Consider the following 2,133-nt stretch of genomic DNA (forward strand, 5'->3'; position numbering starts at 1 on the left):
CAAACACGGTGGTACCGGCAGGTACCTGACTGCCAGGCCAGTTCCTGGCGGGTCGATGAGACCTATATCCGAGTCGGCGGCAGGTGATGCTACCTCTATCGGGCGATCACCGCCGGTGGCCAGACCGGTATAGGATAGTCGCTTTATAGGTCCATGCTGATTCGCGCTCTGGGGTACACCCATCTGTACGCGCTGACCTGCGGCGTTGTGGGTTGTGCCGAGCGTGCTGCCGGAGTCCCTTTCAGTGTCCCTGGGGTAGGAGCGGCCGCATGAAGGTGCGCTCGTACCGCAGGACGCACTCGGACTCGTCTCGAATCCGGTCAGCGGCGATGAAGTCCGAGTGGGTGCCGAACAAGGTGCGGTACTGCTCGTAGGCAGCCAGGCTGGGGAAGCTGAACAGGGATTCCGCACGGTCACTCACACCTTCCGCGGGTAGGTAGTACCCGTGGTGGGTGCCGCCGTGTTCGTCGACATGCCGCATCCAAGCGCGGGCGAACTGTTCAAAGGCTGCGATCTGGTCGGGGTCGATGGTGTAGTGGACGACACAGGTGATCACATCCACAACGCTAGGCCCACAGGCGCTCATTGGGGAGCCTTTGTCTGTGCGCCTCGTGGTGCAGCACACCAATCTGCCTGGTTTACCTGCGGAAATGCGTCAGTTCGCCAAGTTGGCGCCGAGTTCAACGGTGAGAACTCCGACGGCGATGAGGAGGATGCCGAGGGCCATGGTTCGGGTGAGGGGTTCGTGGAAGATGACCCGGGCGAGGATCGCGGTGAGAGCTACGCCGGATGCTGCCCAGATGCCGTAGGCGACGCCAAGGGCCATGCCGTCGGCCAAGGCGAGACTTAAGGCGACGAACGCCACGAGATACCCCGCGATGACGCCGATGAACCATTTCTTCACCCGGCCACCGTCGGAGGCTCGTAGCGACATGGTCGCGACGACTTCGGACAAGATGGCGCCTGCGAGGAAGATCCATCTCATGAGTTGACTCCTGCTTCCTGGGCTGCGGTTTGCTGAGCTTTCTGGGAGCCGAGTTCGACGGTGAGGACACCGCTGATGATCGCAACCATTCCAAGACCCATCACAGCGGTCAGAGGTTCACCGAAAATCGCGGCGGATAGCACGGCGGCGAGCACGACCCCGCTGGCTCCCCAGATGCCATAGGCGACGCCGATCTGCATTCCTTCGCGCAGGCAGAAGGTGAGGAAGACGAAAGTGCCGATGTATCCGGCAGCAACCACGATGTACCAGGATGGGTGATTGAGCGCCGCCTTGAGAGACAGCGTCGCCGCCACTTCGGTAGTGATGGCGCCAGCGAGCAGGAACCACTGCTTCATGGGGTTGTTCCTTCGATCAGGGAGCGAATGCTGGAGACGACGGCTTCGAGATCCGCGCCGTGGAGGGTGGACACACCTGTGGCCTGGGCGCCCCAGAGTCCGTCGGCGGCGAGTCGGGCGGTGGTCAGCCTGGCTCGGGTGGCGGCGTCGAGATCGTCCGGGAGTTCGAGCCAGCGGCCCATCCGCGTAGTCCACGGTTCGGTGAGTTCGGGCCGATACGTCGCTTGGCCCCAGATGATGAACTCGGCGCGCTTGGCGGCCCCGTGGGCGGCGACGTGAACGTAGCTCAGGAGCCGCTCGGTGGCGTTGGCGTTCTCGAGGGGCTTGCCAAGGGTGGCAGTCATGTCGTTCTCGACGTTGGCCGCAGCGTGGTCGACGATCGCGGCGAGCAGTACGTCGCGGTTGCGGAAGTGATATAGCAATCCCGGTTTGGTGAGCCCGGCCTCGTGGGCCACTGCGTCAAGGGTAATGTCGCCACCCTCCGCTGCGTTCATGACGCGGAGGGCAGCTTCCAGGATCTCGGAGCGCTGACTGGTTCGCATATAGCTAACTTTACCATTTGGTAGGTGAAGCCTTCAACTGCGGGCGCTGGTAGGGGCACCTGGGGTACACCCTATTGTTACGCCGGTATGCGGCAGAATGTTTCCTGTAAATAGGGCCGTTCCTAGCATTGTTTTACACGTGTCTAGCGGGGTCTAGGTCTTATGTCTACAGAAAAGTGGTGAGTGTGATGTTGTCGTCGGATTGACACGAATCAAGGCCATCTTCGATGATGAGCACGGGCTTTATGGT

At 61.7% G+C, this 2,133-nt stretch carries 4 protein-coding genes and 1 pseudogene; 1 reads left to right on the forward strand and 4 read right to left on the reverse strand.

Going from position 1 to position 2,133, the window contains the following annotated elements; genetic code table 11:
• Positions 1-84 (forward strand): annotated as a pseudogene (locus tag HMPREF2808_RS13405) (IS6 family transposase); the annotation flags it as partial.
• 157 nt (positions 85-241) lie between these two features.
• On the opposite strand, the gene HMPREF2808_RS11535 reads toward HMPREF2808_RS13405, so the two are convergent.
• The 4 genes from HMPREF2808_RS11535 to HMPREF2808_RS11550 form a co-directional block, all read right to left on the reverse strand.
• Complete coding sequence (locus HMPREF2808_RS11535) at positions 242-556, reverse strand: NIPSNAP family protein (protein ID WP_174232238.1); 315 nt, start codon at positions 554-556, stop codon at positions 242-244.
• A 99-nt stretch (positions 557-655) separates the two neighbouring features.
• Positions 656-985, reverse strand: coding sequence for a DMT family transporter (locus HMPREF2808_RS11540; protein ID WP_003849969.1), 330 nt, complete (start codon positions 983-985; stop codon positions 656-658).
• Positions 982-1,341 carry a DMT family transporter gene (locus tag HMPREF2808_RS11545; protein WP_048733039.1) on the reverse strand — a complete coding sequence of 120 codons (360 nt, stop codon included), beginning with the start codon at positions 1,339-1,341 and terminating at the stop codon, positions 982-984. The genes HMPREF2808_RS11540 and HMPREF2808_RS11545 overlap by 4 nt, the downstream gene beginning before the upstream one ends.
• On the reverse strand, positions 1,338-1,883 hold the full coding sequence (locus HMPREF2808_RS11550) for a TetR/AcrR family transcriptional regulator (protein WP_034666346.1): 546 nt from the start codon (positions 1,881-1,883) through the stop codon (positions 1,338-1,340). Before HMPREF2808_RS11550 ends, HMPREF2808_RS11545 begins: the two co-directional genes overlap by 4 nt.
• Positions 1,884-2,133: the final 250 nt, after the last annotated feature.

Origin of the sequence: Corynebacterium sp. HMSC078A10, from assembly GCF_001811565.1 — a bacterium.
GTDB classification, from domain to species: Bacteria; Actinomycetota; Actinomycetes; order Mycobacteriales; family Mycobacteriaceae; genus Corynebacterium; species Corynebacterium hesseae.